This window comes from Listeria monocytogenes ATCC 19117, assembly GCF_000307025.1.
GTDB lineage: Bacteria > Bacillota > Bacilli > Lactobacillales > Listeriaceae > Listeria > Listeria monocytogenes_B.
The window spans coordinates 1639018-1655984 of the sequence record NC_018584.1; the positions used below are offsets into that span (position 1 = coordinate 1639018).

The 16967-nt window shown below is 38.6% G+C and carries 18 protein-coding genes; 2 read left to right on the forward strand and 16 right to left on the reverse strand.

What is annotated here, in order from left to right:
• Positions 1-37 precede the first annotated feature (37 nt).
• From murC to LMOATCC19117_RS08130, 7 genes are all read right to left on the reverse strand, one after another.
• Entirely contained in the window at positions 38-1381 is a 1344-nt protein-coding gene (murC, locus tag LMOATCC19117_RS08100) for a UDP-N-acetylmuramate--L-alanine ligase (RefSeq protein WP_003727366.1), read from the reverse strand.
• Between the two features lie 294 nt (positions 1382-1675).
• Positions 1676-4027 carry a DNA translocase FtsK gene (locus LMOATCC19117_RS08105; RefSeq protein WP_003734349.1) on the reverse strand — a complete coding sequence of 784 codons (2352 nt, stop codon included), beginning with the start codon at positions 4025-4027 and terminating at the stop codon, positions 1676-1678.
• A 309-nt stretch (positions 4028-4336) separates the two neighbouring features.
• A complete protein-coding gene (gene ytpR, locus LMOATCC19117_RS08110) occupies positions 4337-4954 on the reverse strand; it encodes a YtpR family tRNA-binding protein (RefSeq protein WP_003726511.1) in 618 nt (205 codons plus the stop codon).
• A gap of 5 nt (positions 4955-4959) precedes the next feature.
• Positions 4960-5760, reverse strand: a complete 801-nt coding sequence (locus LMOATCC19117_RS08115; protein WP_003734350.1) for a DUF1444 domain-containing protein — start codon at positions 5758-5760, stop codon at positions 4960-4962.
• A 34-nt stretch (positions 5761-5794) separates the two neighbouring features.
• Positions 5795-6106, reverse strand: a complete 312-nt coding sequence (locus LMOATCC19117_RS08120) for a thioredoxin family protein (RefSeq protein WP_003726919.1) — start codon at positions 6104-6106, stop codon at positions 5795-5797.
• 113 nt (positions 6107-6219) lie between these two features.
• Positions 6220-6438, reverse strand: a complete 219-nt coding sequence (locus LMOATCC19117_RS08125) for a hypothetical protein (protein ID WP_003727362.1) — start codon at positions 6436-6438, stop codon at positions 6220-6222.
• Positions 6431-7504, reverse strand: a complete 1074-nt coding sequence (locus LMOATCC19117_RS08130; RefSeq protein WP_003734351.1) for a M42 family metallopeptidase — start codon at positions 7502-7504, stop codon at positions 6431-6433. Before LMOATCC19117_RS08130 ends, LMOATCC19117_RS08125 begins: the two co-directional genes overlap by 8 nt.
• A gap of 197 nt (positions 7505-7701) precedes the next feature.
• On the opposite strand from LMOATCC19117_RS08130, the gene LMOATCC19117_RS08135 reads away from it, so the two are divergent.
• Positions 7702-8013, forward strand: coding sequence for a PepSY domain-containing protein (locus LMOATCC19117_RS08135; RefSeq protein ID WP_003723577.1), 312 nt, complete (start codon positions 7702-7704; stop codon positions 8011-8013).
• 36 nt (positions 8014-8049) lie between these two features.
• On the opposite strand, the gene LMOATCC19117_RS08140 is transcribed toward LMOATCC19117_RS08135, so the two are convergent.
• The 9 genes from LMOATCC19117_RS08140 to LMOATCC19117_RS08180 form a co-directional block, all read right to left on the reverse strand.
• Complete coding sequence (locus LMOATCC19117_RS08140) at positions 8050-8298, reverse strand: metal-sensitive transcriptional regulator (protein ID WP_003741245.1); 249 nt, start codon at positions 8296-8298, stop codon at positions 8050-8052.
• Positions 8299-8431: 133 nt separating this feature from the next.
• Positions 8432-9283, reverse strand: a complete 852-nt coding sequence (locus LMOATCC19117_RS08145; RefSeq protein ID WP_003734352.1) for a YtnP family quorum-quenching lactonase — start codon at positions 9281-9283, stop codon at positions 8432-8434.
• A 60-nt stretch (positions 9284-9343) separates the two neighbouring features.
• A complete protein-coding gene (gene trmB / locus LMOATCC19117_RS08150) occupies positions 9344-9988 on the reverse strand; it encodes a tRNA (guanosine(46)-N7)-methyltransferase TrmB (RefSeq protein WP_003734353.1) in 645 nt (214 codons plus the stop codon).
• A 6-nt stretch (positions 9989-9994) separates the two neighbouring features.
• On the reverse strand, positions 9995-10777 hold the full coding sequence (locus LMOATCC19117_RS08155; protein WP_003726713.1) for a phosphotransferase family protein: 783 nt from the start codon (positions 10775-10777) through the stop codon (positions 9995-9997).
• A gap of 211 nt (positions 10778-10988) precedes the next feature.
• On the reverse strand, positions 10989-12458 hold the full coding sequence (gene mdrM, locus LMOATCC19117_RS08160) for a multidrug efflux MFS transporter MdrM (protein WP_003741249.1): 1470 nt from the start codon (positions 12456-12458) through the stop codon (positions 10989-10991).
• Positions 12455-12895: a MarR family winged helix-turn-helix transcriptional regulator gene (locus LMOATCC19117_RS08165; protein WP_003727357.1), complete on the reverse strand. Its 441-nt coding sequence runs from the start codon at positions 12893-12895 to the stop codon at positions 12455-12457. The genes mdrM and LMOATCC19117_RS08165 overlap by 4 nt, the downstream gene beginning before the upstream one ends.
• 221 nt (positions 12896-13116) lie before the next feature.
• The gene (gene dat, locus LMOATCC19117_RS08170) at positions 13117-13986 is read right to left on the reverse strand and encodes a D-amino-acid transaminase (protein ID WP_003727356.1); all 870 of its coding nucleotides are present in this window, start codon (positions 13984-13986) and stop codon (positions 13117-13119) included.
• A gap of 112 nt (positions 13987-14098) precedes the next feature.
• Entirely contained in the window at positions 14099-15511 is a 1413-nt protein-coding gene (pepV, locus tag LMOATCC19117_RS08175) for a dipeptidase PepV (RefSeq protein WP_003734354.1), read from the reverse strand.
• A 74-nt stretch (positions 15512-15585) separates the two neighbouring features.
• Entirely contained in the window at positions 15586-15999 is a 414-nt protein-coding gene (locus LMOATCC19117_RS08180; protein WP_003724165.1) for an NUDIX hydrolase, read from the reverse strand.
• 104 nt (positions 16000-16103) lie between these two features.
• On the opposite strand from LMOATCC19117_RS08180, the gene LMOATCC19117_RS08185 reads away from it, so the two are divergent.
• Positions 16104-16934, forward strand: coding sequence for an NAD(P)H-hydrate dehydratase (locus LMOATCC19117_RS08185; protein ID WP_003726738.1), 831 nt, complete (start codon positions 16104-16106; stop codon positions 16932-16934).
• Positions 16935-16967 lie beyond the last annotated feature (33 nt).

The following is a 16967-nucleotide window of genomic DNA, read 5'->3' on the forward strand; positions in this document are numbered from 1 at the left end:
AAAGCACGCCAACGAATCGGCATGCTTTATTTAGTTATTAATTAATCGCGCTTTTTTTCAAATCAGCTTCTGTCAAAACTTCATGATCAAGTACTTTTTCATAAGCGGCTTGGAATTTTTGAACGTCCCCTGCTCCCATGAATAAAATAACAGCTTCTGGGTATTTCAAAAGTTCTTCTGTATGCTCTTCTTTGATAATGTGGTTTCCTTTTGTTTTGTGCGCTAAATCAGCAATCGTTAAATTCCCTGTTTTTTCACGCGCGGAACCAAAGATATCACAAAGATACACTTCATCCGCTAAATTCAAGCTGTCCGCAAAACCTTGTAAGAATGTGCGAGTTCGCGTGAATGTATGCGGCTGAAAAACAGCAACTACTTTTTTGTCAGGATATTTTTGTCTAGCAGCATTTACTGTAGCACGGATTTCTGATGGATGGTGCGCGTAATCATCTACTAATACTTGATTAGCTTTTTCTGTAATACTAAATCTTCTTTTGACACCTTCGAAAGTTTTTAATTCCTTTTTCACGTCTTCCACTGGTAGACCTTCATAATCACAAAGTGCAATAACACTTAAGGCATTTAATACATTATGGTCTCCGTAAGCTGGAATTTCAAACGAACCTAAGAACTCGCCGCGATGATACACGTCGAATTTTGTTCCAGTTGTTTCTTTGATTACATTTTTAGCTTGGAATTCGTTTTCCTCGCCAAAACCAAAGTAAATAATCGGTATATCTAAAGTAAGCTTACGTAATTCAGCATCGTCCCCTAAGGCAAATACAGCTTTTTTCACTTGTTTACCCAGTGTTTCGAATGCGTTAAATACATCATCCACGCTCTTGAAATAGTCTGGATGATCCCAATCAATATTCGTCATAATTGCATACGTAGGTTTATAAGCAAGGAAATGACGTTGATATTCACACGCTTCAAGTGCAAAATATTCCGCTCCTTTTGTCCCGCTTCCAGTACCATCACCGATTAAATAAGAAGTTGGACGAATCGCACCAACAACATGCGAAAGTAAACCAGTTGTCGACGTTTTACCATGAGAACCAGTTATCGCAATACTTGTATAGCCATCAATTAATTGACCTAAAAATTTATGATATCGAATCACCGGAAGCCCAAGCTCCAGTGCACGCTCAATTTCTTCATGTGTATCTGGGAATGCATTCCCAGCAATAATTGTTAGGCCTTCTTGAATATTATCAGCCGAAAAAGTCATAATCGGAATTTGCTTTTCTTCTAATGCTTTTTGTGTAAAGAAATATTTATCCACATCGCTGCCTTGCACTTGGAAACCTTTATCATGCAGGATTTGAGCAAGTGCACTCATCCCTGACCCTTTTATTCCAACAAAATGATAGATAGTCATTATTTGAACCCCCATTAATTTATCTTGAAGAGGGTGCCTAAAAAAAACATGTTAACTGTTAAGCACCAAGTCTTAACTTTGAAAACAGTATAAAGTCTCCGTTTTCTAGACATCATCTTACGTTCTAATTGTGTTTTATGTTTGAATTCTAGTTGAGTCAATAATTCACCAGCTTATTATATCACTTTCCATGTAAATAGAAAAATCTTTCAGCGAATATAAGCGAAATTACTCATGAAAATAGCCATTATTTGTAAAACTAATTAAGTAATATGTTAGTTTAGTACTACAAAATTAAGATTCTTTGTTTCGCAACTTAGCTAATTGGTCCTTTGTAATAATAACATCTCGCGGTTTGGAACCATTTATCCCAGAAACAATTTGATGATTTTCAAGGGATTCCATTAATCTCGCCGCTCGGTTATAACCAATTCTAAAATGTCTTTGCAACAAGGATGTTGAGGCAGCATTTTGGCTTAAAACAAAGTCACACGCTTCTTCAAATAATTCATCGGTATTTTCTTTTGCCGTTTCTTTTACAAGTAATTCTTGTTCTTCAAAGATATAATCGGCCTCGCCTTGACTCCGAACATGAGCAACAACTGCATCAATCTCTTCATCACTAACGAAGGTTCCTTGTAAACGCACTGGCTTACTTGCACCACTTGGTAAGAAGAGCATGTCCCCTTTTCCGAGTAATTTTTCTGCTCCGCTTGCATCTAAAATCGTTCTAGAGTCGATTTGAGAAGATACAGAGAACGAAACACGTGTAGGGATATTCGCCTTAATGAGACCTGTAATAACGTCTACAGATGGGCGCTGTGTCGCTACAATCATATGAATGCCACAAGCTCTTGCTTTTTGTGCGATGCGGCTAATGGATTCTTCTACATCATTTGGCGCAACCATCATCAAATCAGCTAATTCATCAATCACAATTAAAATATAAGGTAATTTCTCCCCTGTATGATCTGGGTGACTAGCGTATTCATTATATTTCTCCATATTCCTAACGCCTGTATGGCTAAATAATTGATAGCGACGTTCCATTTCTTCTACCGCCCATTTTAAAGCGACAGTAGCTGCTTTGGCATCCGTAATAACTGGACTCACAAGATGTGGTATCCGGTTGTACGGAGCTAATTCGACCATCTTAGGGTCAATCAAAAGTAGTTTCAATTGGTCTGGCGTTGCTTTGTAAAGTAAACTTACTAGCAATGAATTGATACAAACACTTTTCCCTGACCCTGTAGCTCCAGCGATTAAACCGTGGGGCATTTTTTGTAAATCAGTAATAATTGGCGTTCCCGAGATATCTAGCCCGAGTGCCGCTGTGAGCGGTGATGTAGATGACTGAAAAGCTTCCGTATTCATCAATTCAGAAAGCATTACGGGACGACTTGTCTGATTCGGAATTTCTATCCCTACTGTACTCTTACCAGGTATCGGCGCCTCAATCCGTATATCTTTCGCTGCTAAATTTAATTTAATATCATCCGTTAAATTAGTGATTTTGCTAACTTTAACGCCTTTTTCAGGTTGCACTTCAAATCTAGTTACTGCTGGACCTTGTGTACGGTTAACTACACTAGCTTGTACGTTGAAATTTTCCAAGGTTTCATCTAGCATCTCTTGCTGCATTTGTAGCCATGAGTCGTCTTCTCGTTTGGAGACTGGCGGATGGAGCAAACTAAACGACGGAAATTCATAGTTCGTTGGGTAAGAGACTGTCGCTACTTGCGCTTCTCGAACAGTATTCGTTTGTTCTGCTTCTACCTCAACTGGTTGTTGCCCATTTATTTCCTGTGCTTCTTCTTTTCGAAGTGCTTGTTTGTCTTTCTTTACCATCATGACATTAAATGGAATTCTGCTTTTTAGCAATTGTTCTTGTCTATTTGATTCTACTTGTTTGCTTCTAGTAGTTGTTTTCGTTTGCGCCGGCTCTTCCGTTATAAGGGAAACGCGTGCTGGTTCTTGCTGTTCTACTGGTTCTGGGGTTACTTTCACTTCTGGTGGCTCCGTAATGACTTCTTCCGTCACTGGCACTGACACAATCTCTTCTTCTATTTGACGATTTAGCTCTGTGTCAAAAGCAATTGTTTCCGCTTCTGCTGAATCTAATAAATCTACTGGAGTAATAGTTAAATCTTCTTGTATTGTACTAAGTTCTTCTGCTTCTGTTACAGCAAACTCAAATTTACTTGGTCGTTTATTAAAGGCATAAACAGGCGAAGGTACATCCGTCGCTGTAAAAGGTCGTTTTCTTGTTTCCTCTTTTACTGGTTGCGTTTCTGCCGCTTGTCTTTTTGTTATTGGTTGTTTTTTTGGTTGAATTGGTTGGCTTTTTTGTTTATCTGGAATTAACGGAAAACGAAATTCGCCTTTTGGATACTGGTATACCATTTGCGTTTTCATTTGTCGTTTCACTGGTTGCATATGTTTTTGTTTTGGAACTGTTTTGTAAGCAACTGGTCGTTCGTTCCTTATAGTACGTTCTTTCGTTTTAATTGCTGTTACATTTGATTTTGGCACTACTTCTGGTGCTCGTTGTTTTGCTTTCTTTTCTACTTTTCGTGAAGACGTATCTTCGTATGTATCTATTTCTTCATCCATATCGCCAAAGAAAAAATCTTTAAACCATCCCATTCATTATCACCCTAAATTTAATTTTCTTGTTTGATTTTAACAGACAAAAACAAAATAATCTATGACAAAATTGTGAATTCGCCTTTTTTCGAGCCATATTCGTTATAATACCTTGGTAATAGAGGGTTCAAACGTGGTATAAGTTTTTGTTATAAAGGTAAAATTGATTCATTTTTGTGCGATTTATGCATATTTTGTATACAATTAACATTTTATCGTTCTACATTTAAGGCGTTTTCACAATATCTAATAAATAGCAACTAAAAAAGCGCCCGATATAGCATCAGACGCTCAAAATTAAACATTTATTTAGAAATTAACAGGAAAAGCTTCTCCAACCACAGCCGATTCCTCCAGAACCATAATCCCCTTTTCCGTAGGCGCATCAGGAATCGCAAGTTCACGCGCAGCACATACCATGCCGAAAGAATCTTCTCCTCGCAAATTAGATGGTTTGATAATTAAACCACTTGGCATAACCGCACCGATTTTTGCAACAACTACTTTTTGACCAGCGTCAATGTTCGGGGCACCGCATACAATTTGCAATACTTCATCCCCTACATTGATTTTACATACATTTAATTTATCTGCATTAGGATGTTTTTCTTTCGATTCCACATAACCGACGACGAATTTAGGAGATAAATCAGCCACGATTTCCGGTTCGAATCCAGCTTTTTCAATTACTTGATTCATTTGCGCTACTAATTCCTCCGTCAAATCCACCTTACCATTTGCAGTAATATTAAAATAGTTGGAGCTATTAAAGATGTTATATCCCGCCAACTCTTTTGTTTCACGATCAAAAATTCGCGCTACATCACCGCGGCGTTCCCATTCACGATTTTCAAACGTTACTTCGCCTGTTTCAATTAGTAGAGTGTCCCCTACCCCTTCTTTGTTATAAAATGCGTTTACTATCACGTTTTCTACTCCTTTAATCTGTTTTTTGCCATTATAAATATCGGTTCAAGTTTACCATTATTATAGACAAATGGCAAAGAGGTAATTGGTACAAGCCCATCCGCAAAAAAGTCCATCGTCATATGAGCCAGAACATCGTAACCTGTATTATCTTGGATATCCCCGATAATTAAAACGTCTTGATGCGGTACGGCAAGCACCATTTCCCCCGTTAACTTCTCGCGCATTTCGCGAAGGAACGCTTCATTCAACAATCTACTAGCATCGTAACCATCATTTGTGCGAACGAAATAAAAGTCATTACCATTAACAGAATCTTTTTTTAGCGGGATTTCTAGATTCGCTAAATTATTAAAAGCAACTTCTCTTATTTCTTTATACGTTAGTTGTGCTTTTTTAAGCATACTCTCTTCAATAAAACGATAAGATTTCCCCAAATCAACCGCGTAGAAAATTTTCGTTTCAGCCGTATGATCATCCGTTAACAGCGCTTCTCCAGCTTTTGTTTCATCAGGAAAAGAAGTTGCACGTACAACCGGATAGATGCTCGCTTTATTATTTTCCAGCTCAACATTTCCCGCCGCTGCCCGAAAACCCTCTTCCACATAATAAACAATTTTTTCCACCGCTGCATTACCATCATTTTCAAAGTTCGCAATGATTTGCGGGATGGTCAGAGTTACTTTTTTACCATTTTGCGCAACCGTTAGCGTGTCATTGTCTCGATTATATGAAAACTGCCGATTCGGCGCTTGTAATTCTTTTTCAAGTTTTTCTTTCATTTTTAATGTAGTCATTTTTGCCATAAGTGCCTCCCCTTCCATAAAAAGCAGTTACTTTTTATATCGCAGCTAGAAAATCATTAATTTCTTCTTTTGTTTTTCTATCTTTACTTACAAAACGCCCCACTTCTTCACCGTCTTCAAACGCCAAAAAGCTCGGAATACCAAAAATCGCTAAATCAGCACATAAATCAATAAATTCATCTCGATCAACATGGTAAAAGACAAAGTCCTCATTTTCCGCTTCGATTTCAGGCATTACTGGTTCGATGAATTTGCAGTCGCCACACCAATCAGCACTAAACATAAAAACGGATTTGCCTTCCGATTTAATAGCGTCAAATTGTTCTACTGATTCTAATTTCTTCATTTCCATACGCTCCTTCTAATCTCATACTAGTTAAATCCTACCGCCTAACAACACTTTCGTCCAGAATAACGCTCATGAAAAAAGTCCAGCCCCAACGAAGGAGCCAAACTTTTTTACCGTACTTTAGAGCGCGCTTTTTTCTTTTCTAAAAAATCGTGGAAATACCCGAAAAATAATGTCACGATCCCAGCAATCATAGTGGTCCATATCCAACCAAGCTCTGAATCACGAAAATAAGGCAGGTCCGTAACATAGCCTAGCAAGAATACTAAACTCGCCACCAAAAGGAACAACCCCACAACAATTACTGGTTTCTTTATTATTTCACGCATTGTTTTTAATTGTTTCGTAGGTCGTTTTATCCAAACTGCGAATAAGCGTTGTAATCATTTCTTTTGCAGCAGCATAGTCATCCACATGTAAAATCGAGTTAGACGAGTGAATGTATCTAGCTGGAACACCAATTACTGCACTCGGAATCCCGCTAAGCGATGTATGCACTTTCCCAGCATCCGTTCCTCCTGGCGAAACAAAATATTGATAAGGAATTTTATTGGTTTCCGCAGTATCTATTAAAAATTCACGCATACCTCGATGCATAATCATCGTCCGGTCAAAAATACGCAGTAAGAAACCTTGACCAATTTGACCGAATTGCGATTTATTCCCAGTCGTATCATTTGCAGGGCTAGCATCTAACGCGAAGAATAAATCTGGTTTAATCATGTTCGCACTTACGCCCGCACCGCGCAGACCGACTTCTTCTTGCACATTCGCCCCAGCAAAAAGTGTATTTGGCAACGATTCGCCTTCCAATTCTTTCATAAGTTCAATCGCAAGACCAACGCCATAACGATTATCCCATGCTTTCGCTAAAATTTTCTTTGGATTCGCAAGCGGCGTGAATTCAGCCACAGGAACAATGAATTGCCCTGGTTTGATACCAATTTTCTCCGCGTCCGCTTTATCATCCGCACCAATATCAATTAGTAAGTTTTTAGGATCCGTTGGTTTGCTACGTTCAGCCTCCGACAACAAATGCGGTGGAACAGAAGCAACTACCCCAATAACCGGACCGTTAGGCGCCATAATTTGCACTCGCTGTGCCTGTAAAACTTGCGGATTCCAACCACCAATTGTTTGAAAACGTATTAGACCATTTTCTGTAATTTGCGTTACCATAAAGCCAACTTCATCCATATGAGCCGCAACAAGGACGCGTGGACCACCTTCCGCTCCGTGGCGCACACCAAAAATACCACCTAAGCCGTCTTGGATAATTTCATCGGAAACCGGTTCAAGTTCTTTTCGCATAAAAGCACGAATTCTATGTTCATCACCCGAAGTCCCTTGAAGTTCCGTTAATTCTTTAAACATCGCTAACGTTTCTTTTTCCATTAATAATCATCTCTTTCCGTCTAAAATCTCTTTTATTATAGCAAATAATATCCGTTTCCGCTCGCTTCACTTCTCTCTTTTACAGAAAGCGTGTTCAAAAATCCTTTTATAATCAAAAATTTGTAGTATAATGATTAAAAGAGATGTTTGTAGTAGCATCTTTTAAAAAGAATAGGAAACACTAGGGAGGAAAAGCGATGAACTGGAAAGCTTTCATTGCAGGCGTTGGAGCAGGAGCAGCGGCTGGACACCTTGTTTATCATTATTTACTTAGCGATAAAACAATTTCTGGGGACGTCATCTTAGAAAAGGTAAAAGATGCATTCAAGCAAGAAGGACCAATCGAAGGTTCTTGGATTCAACTTAAAAAACAACATTACAAAAAATTCGCGATTGATACTTTCGTTTACCACGGCGGAATCACTTGTATTCGCGAAGGCGAGAAGAAGCAATTCGAATTTATCGCAGACGCTAACACAGGAACAATCATCGACGTATATTTAGCTTAAAAAATAAAAACGATTCCCCAAGTGGGGAGTCGTTTTTTAGCGGATAAAACTATCTATTTTCTTTTTAATTACCACTTCATCTGTTTCACCTTGTTCAATTAACTCCTTCATTTGTTCTGTGTAGATTAATTTTGCGGCAGCATCCATCGCTTTTTTCACCGCTGCTATTTGTTGCATAATAGTTTCTAAATCACGCTCTTCTTCTGTCATCGTTTTTATAGAACGTACATGTCCTTCTATCTTAGCGAATCGCGTTACCAGCGCTTTCTTTTGCTCGATTTCCATATATACCCCCTTATAGTATACCACACGACAACCCCCTACCCAGGATATCATATTGGCTATTTTAAAGCGTTTATAAATACAATTATAACACAAAATAAAAATACCCTCAAAAAAAGAAGTGACTTCTCACTTCTTAATTTCGCTGTTCTATTTTTAATTCGGCTTCTATTTTTCCATTTCCGTCCATTTGAACTGCTCGAAATCTGGCGTCATGGTATGATAAAAACCAATAATTTTCACCAAAAGTTTGTTTAAAAATTTCTTGTTTGGCAGAGATAGAAGTCATTGGATAATCATCATAAGCAGTGACCCAAAGCACATTTTGATGCGCAAATGTCGGGAAAATATCCGCCATATGTATCGCTTTTTCTCCGTCCGATTCTATCCATACAACTGAATGCCCATTACTATGTCCACCTGTGTGCGTCATTTTAATCGCATCGTTGAATTCTTTTTCTTTGGTAAATGTATGAATTTGTCCTGCTATCGTTTGCCAGTTTTCTTGCCAGTATGTTGCTTTTGAACGAATGTTTGGGTGTTGCATTTCCTCCCATTCCGTTTTGGAAGTCCAGATTTCCGCATTGGGAAAGATGGAATAAAAACTCCCCTCTTCCGAAACACCGGTCAGGCCTAACACATGATCGAAGTGCAAATGTGTCATCAAAACATAATCAATGTCTTCTGGAGCGATAGATAATTGCGCCAAATCTTCTAGTACAAACGATTCTTCCGTCACACCGTAATTCCGTTTTTGTTTTTCTGTAAGCCGTCTGTTCCCTAGCCCGCTATCAATTAAATAATTTTTCCCTAAGTACTGAAAAAACATCGGATCGGTTACGTTAGCTAATTGATTTTTGTCATTTGCGGGATATTTTTTCTCCCATAAAGGTTTTGGTACAACGCCAAACATTGCGCCACCGTCAAAATGAGTATACCCTCCGCGTAACCAATAAATCTTTATTTTTCCAATTTGAATGGAATCCACTTTTAACGCCTCCAATTAAAAATAAAAACCAGATGCAGCAGATGCATCTGGTTATCCTTGTTAATTTCTATCAAATTTTGCTTCAAGACGATAGATGGGGAATCCTTTAGCTGAAAATTTTTCTTCGTATTCAGTTTTAATATTCCCTTCGTAATCGCTATTATGCAGGTCAAGAGATACAAAAGTTAATAACATATTGTATTCTGAGAAAGCTACTAGCGAATATTCGAACAAACTGCGATTATCGGTTTTGAAATGAATCTCCCCCGCTTCCGGTAGCAGTCGCTCATAAATAGTTAAGAACGTTGGATTCGTTAGTCTACGTTTTGTATGGCGTTTTTTCGGCCATGGATCGGAGAAGTTTAAATAAATTTGTGCTATTTCTCCTTTTTCAAAACATTCTTCTAGTAATTTAGCATCTCTAGCAACTAATCGTAAATTAGGGACGTCCGCTTCAATCGCTTTATCGAGCGCCGAAACGAGCACGCTTTCGATCATTTCGATACCAATATAGTTAATTTCCGGATTTGCTTTTGCCATGCCACTAATAAATTGACCTTTACCGGAACCAATTTCGATATGGATTGGATTATCATTTCCGAATACTTCACGCCACTGACCTTTGAAATCTTCTGGGTTTTTGATGTAAATTGCTGGGAATTCTTCCAATCTATCTTTTGCCCATGGTTTATGTTTTACACGCATCTTTCTTTACACCTCATCATCTTCTATTGCATTTTGAAAAATTTGTTTTGCTCGTTCATTGGCTTCATTCGAATGCTCGGTTATGAGTTGCATAACCGTTTGACAAATTGTATACCATTTTAATTTGCGATGTAATTCTTCGGTTAATGTGGTGCCGTAATTAGAGAGCCAACTTACCCAATCTTTTCGCGGAATATATTGGTATAAAATCATTCCGATATCATTCGCAGGGTCTGCAAGCATCGCACCATCCCAATCAACTAGAAACAGTTCGTTTTCTTCAGAAATAATCCAATTATTATGGTTAACATCTCCGTGACAAACTACATAATCGTTCGTCTGAGCAGCAGAGAGATTCTGTTCTAAATAGCGGATTGCTGCTATTATTTCTTTCGATAGCTCGTTATTAGCTTTTGTGTTTACTTTTATGAGACTCAAAAGTTGATCTGCAGAAAAATAGCAGTTTTCGATTTTCGCTAGCATGTGTTGCAAGTTTTCTGAATGGTGGATTTTAGCTAATAGTTTTGCCACTCGCGGTCCAACCATTTCTTCACGTGTCAAAATATGGCAATTCACCCATTTTTGAGCAGTGATGACATCTCCATTCTCTACGCGTCTCGTCCAAACTAATTTTGGAACGATGTTTTCTACAGAAAGCGCAGCTAAAAAAGGCGAAGAATTTCTTTTTAAAAAGAATTTTTCGTCTTCATGTGTTGCAACGAATGCCTGGCCAGTTTCCCCTCCGGCCGGAGCTATGTCATATTCTCTCCCAAAAAAGTTATCTTTCATCTACATGCACACCTTTTATTAGCTCTTTGCAACTTCACTATCCCTCGTTTATTTCACTTCCGAACAAATAGGTAACTATTCATGATTTTACTTCTCTTAGCCTTACTAGTCAAGTCAACATATGTTCGTTATCTAGATTTTTTTACAAATTTACTTTATTTACACAAAAAAAGTGCATTCCATCAAAATGGAACACACTTTTTTCATTATTTTATGCTTTTTCGGTTTTAGTAACAATTGGATCCATGGCACTTCTATTTTTTTGTATAAATAGTGCTAGGACACAAGCAACTACAGAAAGAATTCCGGCAACTAAAAAGGCCGTTTCAATTCCGTGGATAAGAACATGGTTGGCAATATCAGTTTTAGTTTTGCCAATCACATCGGCTGGTCCGAGCTTAGTAGCGAAACTCGCAGCACTTTTAGACATAACCGTTATAAGCGCCGCTGTTCCGATTGAACCAGCAACTTGACGCATGGTATTAAACATTGCTGAACCATGAGATGCTAGTTTTAATGGAAGCGAGTTGAGCGCTGCTGTTTGCAGTGGCATCATAACCATCGCCATCCCAGCCGAACGAATCGTTTGTACAATAATAATAAAAGTCAATGTAGTAGATTCATCCAAGTTGGTAAACATGAAGGTCGATCCCGCCATGATAATTAAGCCAACAAGTGATAAATATTTAGCCCCAAAACGGTCAAACATCACCCCAGTTACAGGTGAAAGTATCGCCGTGACAAGCGCACCCGGCAAGAGAACAAGCCCCGATTCTAGTGGTGAAAATCCTCTAACAGTTTGTAAGAAAATTGGTAGTAATAACATGCCACCAAAAAGGCCCATTACAACAAAGAAACTAATGGCTGTTGTAAGCGCAAAGGTAGGATATTTAAATACTCTAAAGTTAAGTAGTGGCGCTTTGTTGCTTGTTTGGTAACGAATAAATATTCCTAGCACTACTAGACCAAGAATAATAAATCCAGCTACTTTCCATGTTAACCAATCATGGTCTCCAGCATTACTAAATCCTAATAATAAACTACCAAACCCGACTGTTGACATGATAACCCCAAGGATATCGAGTTTCGGGAAAGTTCTTTTTCCGACATTTTTAAGTAAGAAAATCGCTACGACAATATCAAGAATCGCGAAAGGAATAATAATAAAGAATAAATTGCGCCAATCATATTGTTGAACAATCCACCCTGAAAGTGTCGGACCAATTGCTGGAGCAAAGTTCATAGCAAGACCAATTAAGCCCATTGCTCGCCCTCTTCGTTCCATCGGGAATAAGTTTAAGACCACAACAGTAAGAAGTGGCATAACAATCCCAGCCCCAATTGCTTGTACCATACGGCCAGCAATAAGCATCGTATAATCTGTCGCAAATCCGCCAATTGCAGTACCAATCGCAAAGGTAATCATCGCAAATAAGTAAAGCTGACGCGTTGTAAATCGTTCAATTAAAAAGGCCGTCATTGGAATCATGACACCATTAACCAACATAAATCCAGTCGATAACCATTGCCCTTGACTGGCTGTAATTCCAAAATCTTTCATAATACTTGGTAGCGCGACATTCATCAACGTTTGGTTGAGAATCGTAACAAAGGCGCCCATAAGCATAACAATCAAAATACCATTACGCTTCACTGATGTACTTGCTGCTTTCATATTCAATCTCGTGCACCTTCCCTTTCTAAAATGGTAATAATCTCTTGGTGCATTTCTAGCATTTCTTTTAACCTTTCTTCGCCAATCTCTAAGATAGGTTCTAAACGGTTGAAGAATACATGATACGTTTCTGCTGCTTTTGTAGCTCCTTTTTCAGTTAATTCTAAGCTGAGTGCGCGGCGATTACTTTCATTTCTTGTACGTTTTAAAAATCCCGCTTTCACTAATCGATCTACAATACCAGATACAGTACTTTTACCAAGCTTCATTCGTTCTGCTAATTCGCCAAGTGTTAATTCTGATTCTTTTTGTAATTCTCTGATTGCAAGTAATTGGGTTGTTGTAATCTCCCTATTCGCCGCTTCTTCTGCAAGCACGTGATGTGTTTTTCGTTGTACTTCGCGAAAAGAGAAAATAACCTCTTTCACTAATTTTTCATCCATGACTTCCCTCCATATTGTTCGCTCCCAAATATTTCGCATGCGAACTATTAGCCTTTTGAATTATACACCTCCAAAAAAATTTGTCAATCGCTTAAAACCAGGCTTTTCAAACTGAAAGCGGAGCCAATGGCGTAATTTCAACGGATAAAAAAGTTATATAAATTTTTACATAGGTATCAAGACGCAAAAAAACCTTCCTAAAAAAGGAAGGTTTCTACTTATTATTTTGCAAATTCTAATTCGCCACATGCTTGAACGATTTCTTCTACAAAATATTGATGAAGTTTTGCGGTAATAGGTCCGCGTTTTCCGTCAGCTACTTGCACTCCGTCGATATGGGTAACTGGGGTAATTTCGATTGTTGTGCTTGAAATGAATACTTCATCGGCTTCACGAAGATCTGTTAAAGTAAAATCAGCTTCTTTGACCGGAATACCATTCTTTTTCGCAACAGCAATAATTACTTGACGAGTAATACCATTTAAGATTAAATTATCTGCTGCGTGCGTCCATAACACACCGTCTTTAATAATAGAAATATTGGAAGCTGAACACTCAGTTACTTGCTCTCCGCGGTGTAAAACAGCTTCTAACGCATTTTGTTGATGTGCTTTGTTTTTTGCTAAAATGTTTCCAAGTAAATTCAAACTCTTGATGTCACAGCGTAACCAACGAACATCTTCTTCTGTAATTACTGGTCCACCTTGCACAAATTGTTGTTCATTTCTTGGTACTTCACGAGCTGCTGCTGTTAAAACGCCTTCCAGCGGGAAATCATCTGGCATAACGTGATTACGCGGGTTTTGAACACCTCGAGTCACTTGTAAATAGACATTTCCTGTATTAATATTATTTTCAGCAACTAATTTTTCAAGTAACGCTCGTAACTCTTCTTTCGAATAAGGAATAACTAAGTCAATTTTTGCTGCACTCGCATATAAACGATCAATGTGTTCATTATAAGTGAAGAATTTTCCATTATATAGACGAACTACTTCATATACACCATCACCAAACTGATATCCGCGGTCTTCAATGTCAACTGTGGCATCTTCTCTTTCCACTAAATGGTTATTTACTAATACTTTCATCTCAAGTCTCTCCTTGCATAGTTAATTTTTGGAACTATCTAAAAACTTAATGAAACAAAGAAACTGCCGCAAAACTAAGCTTTGCAGCAGTTAATTTTTTCAATTATAACCCTTACTTCGCTAATTTGTAAAGTGCTTCTGCATAAATTGCAGTAGCTTTTAACAAATCATCAAAATAGCTGAATTCGTCTTTTTGGTGCATCGTGTCTTCACGGCCTGGGAATAGTGCGCCGAACGCCACACCAGTCTCCATGTGGCGCGCATAAGTTCCGCCACCAATTGCTAGTAAAGTAGCTTCTTCACCCGTTTGTTTTGTATACACTTCTTGTAAAACTTGAATTAGCGGATGATCTTTTGGTACGAAAAGTGGTTTGGAATCTTCGTAATGCGTGTATTGCGCATTGTACTCATAAACTACTGTTTGCATTTTATTTTTCAATTTGTCCATATTAGCAGTTACTGGATAACGGAAATTAAGTCCGTATTTTCCACCTTCTGCTACATCGTAACGAATAACGCCAACGTTCATTGTTAGTTCGCCGCTTTCTTCGTCTTCATAGCTAATACCTAATTTAACTGCACGGGAATCGCCGAATAGGTAATCGCGACCAAATGTTACGAAATCATTTGCCGCGCCAGTCAGCTTGAATTTACCAAGGAAAGCTACTAAATGAAGACCAGCGTTTACACCGTTATTTGGTTCCATTGCATGGGCAGATTTACCAACAATATTAATTTTAACGGATTTGCCGTTTTCTTCTAATGTTCCTTCTACTGGATGGTTTGCTAGGAAGGTTTTGAATGCATTCGCTAATTTATCAAAGTCTTTTACGTCTTCTAAAATAGCTGTTGCGTGATCTGGAACCATGTTGTAACGCTCGCCTGATTCTACGCTAAGTAAACGGAAAGCCGCTTCCCCGCTTGCTTCACCATCTTTAAAAGATACATCTAGTTCTGAGATACCTTTTTCCGCGTGAATGATTGGGAATTCTGCATCAGGAACAAAACCAAGTGTTGGTTGTTCTTCTGTTTCAAAATAACGTTCCACACAGCTCATACCGCTCTCTTCATCAGAACCAACAATGATTCTAACACGGCGAGAAAGTGGTAATCCTAGTTCTTTAATAATTTTTAGCGCATAGTAACCTGCAATTGTTGGTCCTTTATCGTCCGCAACCCCACGAGCGTATAATTTGCCGTCGCGTAAAGTTGGTTCGAATGGTCCGTTCGTCCAACCATCACCAACTGGTACTACATCCACATGGCCTAAAACGCCAACTAGTTCTTCTCCTTGACCGTATTCAAGGTGTCCTGCTACGTTTCCAACTTCTTTCGCTGTGAAGCCGTCTTTTTTACCAAGTTCAATCATATAGTCGAGCGCGCGTTTCACGTCTGGTCCAAACGGCGCATCTTCTGTTTTTTTACTGTCATCGCGAACACTCGGAATGCGAAGAAGCCCTTTTAAATCTTCTAAGAAATCATCTTTGCGTGATTCCACTTCTTTTTGCCAATTAATTTCTGTCATAATTGTTATTCCCTCCTTCAAACTTATCTTCTCTATTGTAAACTGTTTTTACGTAGCTTGGAAGCCGGAACTCCCTATTTTCTCATAAAACCTTTAATTGCTTCAAAATCCCAGCGTTCCATGCGCGAAGAAAAAACGATATCCATGACATTTAAACTTTCTTTTTCTAGTGGTAAAAAGCGATATTCTTCGTGTTCATCGGATAATTCGATTTCGCCACCTTCTGGCATTTCTACCAAATAAATAACACCGGTAATTTGGAAATCCTCATGGAAAAATTCCCACGTATCATATAAAATAAATGGCTGTACTTGTAATTTTGTTTCTTCATAAACTTCTCTAAAAAGGGCTTCCCCGTGCGTTTCACCATAATTCATGCGGCCTCCTGGAAGTTCAAAAACTTCTCCTTCTACCCCTTTTTTCTTTAGTGCTAAAAATTTTCCGTCTTTTACGATAACTGCTTTCACTGCAGGATATATAGGTTTCATTTTACAAAAGCCTCCTTATCATTTAAGATAAACATGATTTATCTGTTCTTTATTTTACCCGGTTGAGTAGATAAAAGCCAGTGTCATAAGGAGGTTTTACAAAAATGAAAAAAATAACACCAAAAGCAATGTGCGCATGGATTCCTAAACGCGAAGATGAAACACATAAGGGTGACTATGGGCGCGTTCTGATTGTCGCTGGAAATAAACAATTTGGTGGTGCTGCTATTATGGCGGCAGAAGCTTGTGTCAAAAGTGGTGCTGGTTTAACAACCGTGGCCTCCGATAGTGTCAACCGACCTGCTCTCCAAACAAGAATACCTGAATGCATGTTTATTGATTATGAAAATATCTCGAGTCTCAGCGAACAAATCAGCCAATTTGATACGATTTTAATTGGTCCTGGGCTTGGACTTGATGCCTATGCGGAAGAAATTTTTCGTTTAGTTTTAGAAAAATCAACCGAACAGCAACAAGTAATTATTGATGGTGATGGGATTACTATTTATGCAAAAGGAGAAAATCCCCATCCTGCCGCGAAACTAACTTTTACGCCTCATGCTGGAGAATGGGAAAGGCTTAAAGTATTAGCGCCAGATGCCGTAACACCAACTGATGTAGCGCTTGCTATCGACGCAACGATTGTTTTAAAAGGGCACCGTACAAAAGTGTATTCTGGCGAGTCTGCTTGGCAAAATATGTACGGAACACCAGCAATGGCAACAGGTGGTATGGGTGATACGCTTGCCGGTACAATTTGTGGCTTAATGGCGCAAACTGAAAAACCGATTACCGGCACTCTAGCCGCGGTCTTTCTTCACAGCTATATCGGCGAAATTTTAGCTAAAAAGCGCTATGTGGTACTTCCAACCGAAATTGCCGAAGAATTACCGACTTACTTGAAAATTTTTAGCGAAACTGACGAACATGCTTAATAAAAAATCCTCCCTTTTTGAAAGAGAGGATTT

Excerpts from the sequence above, each read along its gene's own strand:
- murC (WP_003727366.1), bottom strand. The coding sequence starts at position 1,381 with ATGACTATCTATCATTTTGTTGGAATAAAAGGGTCAGGGATGAGTGCA.
- LMOATCC19117_RS08105 (WP_003734349.1), bottom strand. The coding sequence starts at position 4,027 with ATGGGATGGTTTAAAGATTTTTTCTTTGGCGATATGGATGAAGAAATA.
- LMOATCC19117_RS08115 (WP_003734350.1), bottom strand. The coding sequence starts at position 5,760 with ATGGCAAAAATGACTACATTAAAAATGAAAGAAAAACTTGAAAAAGAA.
- LMOATCC19117_RS08120 (WP_003726919.1), bottom strand. The coding sequence starts at position 6,106 with ATGAAGAAATTAGAATCAGTAGAACAATTTGACGCTATTAAATCGGAA.
- LMOATCC19117_RS08125 (WP_003727362.1), bottom strand. The coding sequence starts at position 6,438 with ATGCGTGAAATAATAAAGAAACCAGTAATTGTTGTGGGGTTGTTCCTT.
- LMOATCC19117_RS08130 (WP_003734351.1), bottom strand. The coding sequence starts at position 7,504 with ATGGAAAAAGAAACGTTAGCGATGTTTAAAGAATTAACGGAACTTCAA.
- LMOATCC19117_RS08135 (WP_003723577.1), top strand. The coding sequence starts at position 7,702 with ATGAACTGGAAAGCTTTCATTGCAGGCGTTGGAGCAGGAGCAGCGGCT.
- LMOATCC19117_RS08140 (WP_003741245.1), bottom strand. The coding sequence starts at position 8,298 with ATGGAAATCGAGCAAAAGAAAGCGCTGGTAACGCGATTCGCTAAGATA.
- trmB (WP_003734353.1), bottom strand. The coding sequence starts at position 9,988 with ATGCGTGTAAAACATAAACCATGGGCAAAAGATAGATTGGAAGAATTC.
- LMOATCC19117_RS08155 (WP_003726713.1), bottom strand. The coding sequence starts at position 10,777 with ATGAAAGATAACTTTTTTGGGAGAGAATATGACATAGCTCCGGCCGGA.
- LMOATCC19117_RS08165 (WP_003727357.1), bottom strand. The coding sequence starts at position 12,895 with ATGGATGAAAAATTAGTGAAAGAGGTTATTTTCTCTTTTCGCGAAGTA.
- dat (WP_003727356.1), bottom strand. The coding sequence starts at position 13,986 with ATGAAAGTATTAGTAAATAACCATTTAGTGGAAAGAGAAGATGCCACA.
- pepV (WP_003734354.1), bottom strand. The coding sequence starts at position 15,511 with ATGACAGAAATTAATTGGCAAAAAGAAGTGGAATCACGCAAAGATGAT.
- LMOATCC19117_RS08180 (WP_003724165.1), bottom strand. The coding sequence starts at position 15,999 with ATGAAACCTATATATCCTGCAGTGAAAGCAGTTATCGTAAAAGACGGA.
- LMOATCC19117_RS08185 (WP_003726738.1), top strand. The coding sequence starts at position 16,104 with ATGAAAAAAATAACACCAAAAGCAATGTGCGCATGGATTCCTAAACGC.